The 7,901-nt window shown below is 72.5% G+C and carries 5 protein-coding genes; 3 read left to right on the forward strand and 2 right to left on the reverse strand.

Features of this window, described 5'->3' with window-relative positions; translation table 11 throughout:
• The first annotated feature begins 13 nt into the window (after positions 1-13).
• Complete coding sequence (locus ADL08_RS34665; protein WP_078968626.1) at positions 14-466, forward strand: STAS domain-containing protein; 453 nt, start codon at positions 14-16, stop codon at positions 464-466.
• A gap of 47 nt (positions 467-513) precedes the next feature.
• Positions 514-2,694: a GAF domain-containing SpoIIE family protein phosphatase gene (locus tag ADL08_RS34670; protein WP_234352371.1), complete on the forward strand. Its 2,181-nt coding sequence runs from the start codon at positions 514-516 to the stop codon at positions 2,692-2,694.
• A gap of 107 nt (positions 2,695-2,801) precedes the next feature.
• On the opposite strand, the gene ADL08_RS34675 is transcribed toward ADL08_RS34670, so the two are convergent.
• Together ADL08_RS34675 and ADL08_RS34680 are read right to left on the reverse strand one after the other, a co-directional pair.
• On the reverse strand, positions 2,802-3,623 hold the full coding sequence (locus tag ADL08_RS34675; RefSeq protein ID WP_324610470.1) for a sterol desaturase family protein: 822 nt from the start codon (positions 3,621-3,623) through the stop codon (positions 2,802-2,804).
• A gap of 8 nt (positions 3,624-3,631) precedes the next feature.
• Positions 3,632-4,357 (reverse strand): FadR/GntR family transcriptional regulator, encoded by a 726-nt coding sequence (locus ADL08_RS34680; RefSeq protein WP_053650243.1) that lies wholly within the window; start codon positions 4,355-4,357, stop codon positions 3,632-3,634.
• A 175-nt stretch (positions 4,358-4,532) separates the two neighbouring features.
• On the opposite strand from ADL08_RS34680, the gene icmF reads away from it, so the two are divergent.
• Positions 4,533-7,763, forward strand: coding sequence for a fused isobutyryl-CoA mutase/GTPase IcmF (gene icmF / locus ADL08_RS34685; RefSeq protein WP_053650245.1), 3,231 nt, complete (start codon positions 4,533-4,535; stop codon positions 7,761-7,763).
• Positions 7,764-7,901 lie beyond the last annotated feature (138 nt).

Here is a 7,901-nt window from a genome sequence, read left to right on the forward strand (position 1 = left end):
CCCGGCCTTTACCATGGATTCCCGCTGGGAACCGTACGCGGAGGGAACTGTGAGGGTGTTCGCGGTAGACGTCAGACGGGACACGCGGGGAGTGGTATTCGTCCTGCGCGGGGACCTCGACTTCCACAGCGTGGTGCAGCTGTACGAAGCCGGCGACGAGGAACTGGTCGCGGGCCGGGAGACGGGTGCGGTGGTGATCGACTGCTCCCACCTCACGTACTGCGACTCCACCGGCATCACCGCCCTGCTGAAGCTGTACAACCAGCTGTCCGCGCAGAACCAGGTCCTGCGCCTGGCGGCGGTGCCCGCCTTCCTGGACCGCCTGTTCACCCTGACCGGGCTGAACCAGATCTTCTCCCTGTACGCCGATGCCGACGAGGCCCTGGCCGCGTACGCGGCCGACCACGGCACCCTCGCCGCGGGCACCGACGAACCGGTACGACCGAAGGGGGAGCACAGCCGATGACGGGAGCGTCAGGACGACAGGCGCCCCGGCCCGCCCAGGCGTCGCCGGTGCCGACGGCACGCGCCGCGGAGCACAGCGCGGAGGGCGACCTGCGGGCCCTGTTCGGACAGTCGATGGCCGTGTTCGCCTCCCTGGCCGGGCCGGCGCACATGGTGGAGACGGCGAACCCGGCCTTCTTCGCGGCGATCGGCGGACCGGAGCGCACCCGCACCGGCGTGCCGCTGGGGCAGCTCATGCCGGAGCTGGTCGCCCAGGGCTTCATCGCCCTCCTCGACGGGGTCTACCGCACCGGGAAGGCCCACGTCGGCCGGAACGCCCGGGTGATCCTGGGCGAGGGCGCGGAGGCCCGCGAGGCGTTCTTCGACTTCACCTACGAGCCCCGCCTGGACTCCGGCGGCAACGTCATGGGCGTACGGGTGATCGGGGTGGAGACCACCCAGGTCCAGCACGCGCAGCGGCTGACGGCCGAGCACCGGGCCCTGCTGGAGCAGATCGCCCGCCAGGCCCCCCTGTCCGAGGTCCTGGAGGGCATGGCCCGCGTCATCGAGGACCTCGCCCCCGAAGAGGTCCTGGTCTCCGTCCTGCTCGCCGACGCCGACGGGACCCGTCTGCGCCACGGCGCGGCCCCCAGCCTTCCCGACTTCTACAACCAGGCCATCGACGGCATCGCCACGGGCGAGGGCGTGGGCTCCTGCGGCACCGCCGCACACCGCCGCCGCCCGGTGATCGTCACCGACATCGCCACCGACCCCTTCTGGGACGACTTCCGCGACCTGGCCGACAAGGCGGGCGTGGCCGCCTGCTGGTCCACCCCGATCCTGGCCCGCGACGGCTCGCTCCTGGGCACCTTCGCGATGTACCACCGCACTCCGCGGGTCCCGCAGGAGGCCGACCTCGCGCTCGCCCGGGTCTTCGCCGGCACCGCCGCCCTGGCCGTCGAGCGCCATCGGGCCGAACAGGCGCGTCGGACGGCGGAGGCCCGCGAGGCGGCCGTCCGCGACGACCTGGCCTTCCTCCTGAACGCCAGCACCGCCCTCTCCTCCGACCTGGACGCCCTCCAGACGCTGAACCGGCTGGCCGCGTCCTGCGTGCCGAGACTGGCACCGCTGGGCGCGGTCGACGTCGTCGAGGGCGGCCGGGTGCGCCGCGTCGCCACCGCCGGGCCCACCCGGCACCAGCAGGACCTGCTGGCCTCGCACATCCCCGTCTACGACGCCGCCGACGACGCCGTCGCCCGCGTCCTGGCCTCCGGCGTGACCGAGGTGGCCCGCCGCACCCCCTCCGGGCCCGGCCCCTGGCAGGAGCTCGGCGTCACCGGTTACGTCTGCCTCCCCCTCCTCGACCGGGGCACGCCGTTCGGCACCGTGACCCTGCTGTCCACCGGCGAGCACACCTTCGACGGGCACACCGTCGCCCTGGCCGAGGAGCTCACCCGGCGCGCCGCCCTGGCCGCGCGCAACGCCCGCCAGTACACCCACCGCGCCGCTCTCGCCCGCGACCTGCAGGCCGGGCTCCTCCTGCCCGACCTGCCCCGGGTGCCCGGAGCGGAGGTGGCCACCTACTACCACCCCGCCGGCGAGGGACTCGACATCGGCGGCGACTTCTACGACGTCTTCCCGCTGGAGGGGGACCGGTGGGCGTTCCTGCTCGGCGACGTCTGCGGACGCGGCGCCATCGCGGCCACCACCACCGCCCTGGTCCGTCACACCGCCCGCGCCGTGGCCCCCCTCCTGCCCGGCCCCGAGGACGTCGTCAAGGCGGTCAACCAGGCCCTGGTCAACCGCCCCGCCGGGCACGGCACCGGCTTCGTCACCCTCGTCTACGGCCGGCTCACCCCCACCGACCACGGACTGGACGTCGAACTGGTCCGCGCGGGCCACACCGTGCCCCTCCACCTCGACGCCCGGGGGACCGTCCACGCCGTCGACGTGCCCGGCGCGCTGCTGGGCATCGGGCCCGAGACCCACCTCACCGTGCGCCGCCTCCGCCTGCGGCCGGACGAGAGCCTGCTGCTCTACACCGACGGCATCACCGAGGCCCGCGACGCCGACGGCGAACAGTTCGGCGAGGACCGCCTCACCGAGGCCCTGGGCGCCGTCCGGGACCGGCCCGGCTCCCGCCACATCGTCGAGACCCTCACCCGGGCCGTACGGGCCTTCACCGGTGACCAGGGCATCGACGACGACCAGGCCGCGCTCGTCCTGACCGCCACCCGCCCCCGGGAGTGACGCCGGCCCGGGGCGGATCCGGGCCGGGCCCGCGCACCGGCACGGCGACCCGCGGCCGCCCGGCCCGGTGAGGGCGGCCAGGAGCAGGACGAGGGCCACCGCGCACCTCAGCCCTCCGCCCTCGGCGCCCAGCCGGGCGGACCGAAGAGATGGCCGGCACGGTTCCGCCAGCCCCGGGCCGCCCGTACGTCGCGCCAGGCGGCCGCGTACTCGTGGAAGGCGACGCGGACCGGGTTGTAGGTCGCGATGTTCTTCGTCAGCCCGTACACGACCCGCTCGCCCTCCGCCTCGAAGGAGCCGAAGAGACGGTCCCAGACGATCAGGATCCCCCCGTAGTTGCGGTCCAGATAGGCGGAGTTGGAGCCGTGGTGGACCCGGTGGTGGGACGGCGTGTTGAAGAACCACTCGACGGGCCGCCACAGCCTGTCCACCCGCTCGGTGTGCAGGAAGAACTGGTAGATCAGGCTGAAGGACTGCTGGAGCAGGATCATCCACGGCGGGACGCCGAGCAGGGCCGCCGGCAGCCAGAAGGGCAGCGTGGTCATCGGCGTCCAGCTCTGCCGCAGGGCCGTCGACAGGTTGAAGCGGACGCTGGAGTGGTGCACGACGTGGCTCGCCCAGAGCAGCCGCACGCGGTGGTGGGACCGGTGGAAGGCGTAGTAGGCGAGGTCGTCGGCGAAGAACAGCAGGACCCAGGTCCACACGGAGCCGGGCGACAGGTGCCAGGGGGCGAGCTCGTAGCAGGCGGCGTAGGCGAGGAGGGCGAACGCCTTCCACGGCAGGCCGACGACCTGGCTGCCCGCGCCCATCGACATGCTCGTCGCGGTGTCGCGGAGCTCGTAGCCCTGCTCCTCGTCGTCGGGGAGGAAGCGGTACGAGAGCGCCTCGACGACGACCAGGAGCACGAAGGCGGGTATCGCGAACACCACGGCGGGGATCACCGGGGCCCGCCGGCCCCGTGCCGGGCGGCCGCGGCCGGGACGCTGCGGCCGAGCAGTTCGCGGGCGAGTCGCTCGGCGGCCTCCGCCTCGCCGGCCGCGATGTGGGCGGCGAGGCGCACATGGGCGTCGACGTCGAGCAGTTCGGCGGTGCGCAGGTCCACGGGGACGTCGCCGACCGTGAGGGTCCCGCCGACCAGGCTGTTGAAGGAGAGCAGGTAGGCCAGGTTGCCGGAGCCCTCCACGATCAGGCGCCACCAGGCGATGTCGGCCTCGCCCAGCGCGGCGAGGTCCGGACCGGCCTGGGCGTAGGCGCCGGCGGCCTCGACGACGGCGGCCGCGGTCTCCCGCGAGCAGCGGGCGGCGCACAGCCGCGCGGCGTCGGCGCCGATGCAGGCGCGCATCTCCAGCGCGTCGCGGGCCAGTTCGGGGAGGGCGGGACCGGTGGCGGCCCGGGCGATGCCGACGGCGAGTTCGAGACCGGCGGTCCGCCTCCAGTCGAGGACGAGGGTGCGTCCGCCGTGGCTGACCTCCACGAGCCGGGCCTGCTGGAGGCGCTTGACGGCCTCGCGGACGGCGTGCCGGTTCACCCCGAACTCGGCGGACAGCTCGCGTTCGGAGGTCAGGGGAGCGCCGGCGGGGAGCGTCCCGGTGAGGATGCGGTCCCGGAGCACCGCGTGGAGCTGGTCGGAGACCGCCTCGCGCCGGATGGGCTGTTGCGTCATGGCGACGAGAATGGGACACGGCCCCGAACTGGTCAACTGGTTGGACCAGATTTCCGGAAAGCGAGGGGTTCCGCGGAGGCTGTGGCCCCCGTCACACCAGGTCACCCCCTGTTATTTACTAGGACGTCCTAGTATCTCTTGGGTATGAGCTCCAGTGCATGCTCCGGAGGGCCCCATGAACGACCTGCACCGTCCCGCGCACCCCGTACGCCTCGTCACGGCTTCCGCCCTGTTCGACGGCCATGACGCCTCGATCAACATCATGCGGAGGATCTTCCAGTCGCAGGGTGTCGAGGTGATCCACCTCGGGCACAACCGATCGGTCAGCGAAGTGGTCGACGCGGTGCTGGAGGAGGACGCGCACGGCGTGGCGGTCTCGTCCTACCAGGGCGGGCACGTGGAGTACTTCGAGTACCTCGTGGAGTCGCTGCGCGCCCAGGGGGCCGACCACGTCCGGGTCGTCGGCGGCGGCGGGGGCGTGATCGTCCCCGAGGAGATCACCCGGCTGCGGGGGAGCGGGGTCACCATCTTCTCCCCGGAGGACGGGCAGCGGATGGGCCTCGCGGGGATGGTCAACTCGGTCGTCGCGGACTGCGACTTCGACCTGTGGGACACCAAGCCCGTCGAGGCCGCCGCCGTCCTGGCCGGCGACCGCTTCGCCGTCGCCCGCGCCGTCACCGGGGCCGAGCTGGGCAGGCTCCCGGCCGCGTTCCTGGAGCAGCTGCGCGCCGCCTCCGCGACGCGCACGGTCCCCGTCCTCGGCATCACCGGCACCGGCGGCTCAGGCAAGTCCTCGCTCACCGACGAGCTGGTCCGCCGGCTCCGCGTCGACCAGCAGGACAAGCTGCGGATCGCCGTGATCGCGGTGGACCCGACGCGTCGCCGGGGCGGCGGTGCCCTGCTCGGCGACCGCATCCGGATGAACTCGCTGGACGGCGGCCAGGTGTTCTTCCGCAGCCTGGCCACCCGCGGCAGCCGGGAGCTGCCCGAGCACCTGGCCGACGTGATCGACGTCGTGAAGGCCGCCGGCTTCGACCTCGTCGTCGTCGAGACCCCGGGCATCGGCCAGGGCGACGCGGCGATCGTGCCGTTCGTCGGCACCTCGCTCTACGTGATGACGCCCGAGTTCGGCGCCGCCTCCCAGCTGGAGAAGATCGACATGCTCGACTTCGCCGACGTCGTGGCCATCAACAAGTTCGAACGGCGCGGCGCCCTCGACGCCATGCGCGACGTCGCCCGCCAGCTCATCCGCAACCGCGAGGCGTTCGGCAAGCGGCCCGAGGAGATGCCCGTCTACGGCACCTCGGCGGCCACCTTCAACGACGACGGCGTCACCGCGCTCTACCAGCACCTCAAGACCCTGCTCGGCGAGGAGGGCCTGCCGCTGTCCGAGGGCACGCTGCCGGCCGTCGACGTCCGGCACTCCTCGGGCATCCGCCGGGTCGTGCCCTCCGACCGGGTGCGCTACCTCGCCGAGATCACCGAGACGGTCCGCAGGTACCACTCCGAGACCCTCGTCCTCGCCGAGGCCGCCCGCCGCGTCCAGCGGCTGGCCGCCGTCGAGGAGGAACTCGACGGGGCGGGCCACGACGGCTCCGGCGTCCGGGCCCTCCTCGCCGAGGCCCGCGGACGGATGCCGCACGACGTGACCGAGCGGATCGAGGGCTGGCCCGCCGTCGTCGACGCGTACTCCCGGGACGAGCTGGTCGTGAAGGTGCGCGACAAGGAGATCCGCACCGAGCTCGTGCGCGAGTCGCTCTCCGGCAACAAGATCCCCCGCGTCGCCCTGCCCCGCTACACCGACCACGGCGAGCTGGTGAAGTTCTGGCGGAACGAGAACCTGCCCGGCCACTTCCCCTTCACCGCCGGGGTCTTCCCCTTCAAGCGGGACGGCGAGGACCCGGCCCGCATGTTCGCGGGCGAGGGCGACCCCTTCCGCACCAACCGCCGCTTCAGGCTGCTCTCCGAGGGCCAGCCGGCCACCCGCCTCTCCACGGCCTTCGACTCCGTCACCCTCTACGGCCGCGACCCCGACGAGCGCCCCGACATCTACGGCAAGGTCGGCACCTCCGGCGTCTCGGTCGCCACGCTCGACGACATGAAGACGCTCTTCGACGGCTTCGACCTGGTCGCGCCGACGACGTCGGTCTCCATGACGATCAACGGCCCCGCCCCCACCATCCTGGCGTTCTTCCTGAACACCGCGATCGACCAGCAGACCGAGCGCTTCCGGACGGACGAGGGCCGCGAGCCCACGCCCGAGGAGGCGGCCGGGCTGCGCGCGAAGGCCCTCGCGAACGTCCGCGGCACCGTGCAGGCCGACATCCTCAAGGAGGACCAGGGCCAGAACACCTGCCTGTTCTCCACCGAGTTCTCCCTGCGGATGATGGCCGACGTCCAGGAGTGGTTCATCGAGAACCGCGTCCGCAACTTCTACTCGGTGTCCATCTCCGGCTACCACATCGCCGAGGCCGGCGCGAACCCCATCAGCCAGCTCGCCTTCACCCTGGCCAACGGCTTCACCTACGTCGAGGCGTACCTCGCCCGGGGCATGCGCATCGACGACTTCGCCCCGAACCTCTCCTTCTTCTTCTCCAACGGCATGGACCCCGAGTACTCCGTCCTCGGCCGCGTCGCCCGCCGCGTCTGGGCCGTCGCGATGAAGGAGCGGTACGGCGCCAACGAGCGCTCCCAGAAGCTGAAGTACCACGTCCAGACCTCGGGCCGCTCCCTGCACGCCCAGGAGATGGACTTCAACGACATCCGCACCACGCTCCAGGCCCTCATCGCCATCTACGACAACTGCAACAGCCTGCACACCAACGCCTACGACGAGGCCGTCACCACGCCCACGGAGGAGTCCGTCCGCCGGGCCCTGGCCATCCAGCTCATCATCAACCGGGAGTGGGGCCTGGCGATGAACGAGAACCCGCTCCAGGGATCGTTCGTCATCGACGAGCTCACCGACCTGGTCGAGCGGGCGGTCCTCGCCGAGTTCGAGCGGATCAGCGAGCGCGGCGGCGTCCTCGGCGCCATGGAGACCGGCTACCAGCGCGGCCGCATCCAGGACGAGTCGATGCTGTACGAGCAGCGCAAGCACGACGGCACCCTGCCGCTCATCGGCGTCAACACCTTCCGCAACCCGCACGCCGACGGCGCGGAGCCGGTCTCCGTCGAACTGGCCCGGGCGACCGAGGACGAGAAGCGGTCCCAGCTGGACCGCGTCCACGCCTACCAGGCGGTCCACCGGGACCCCGCGCAGGAGGCCCTCGCGGCCCTCAAGAGCGCGGCGATGGAGGGGCGGAACGTCTTCGCCGTCCTCATGGACGCCGCCCGCGTCTGCTCGCTCCAGCAGGTCACCGACGCCTTCTTCGAAGTCGGCGGCCAGTACCGGCGCAACGTCTGACCGGCAGGACCCCCTCCCCATCCCCCGAACCCCCGCCCGGGCCCTGCCCCGGGGCCTACACATGCATGGAGGACGTGACGTGGCGAACGATGCCGGCACCGTTTTCGACCTAGTGATCCTCGGCGGCGGTAGCGGCGG

This window comes from Streptomyces sp. NRRL F-6492, from assembly GCF_001280125.1.
Lineage (GTDB): Bacteria > Actinomycetota > Actinomycetes > Streptomycetales > Streptomycetaceae > Streptomyces.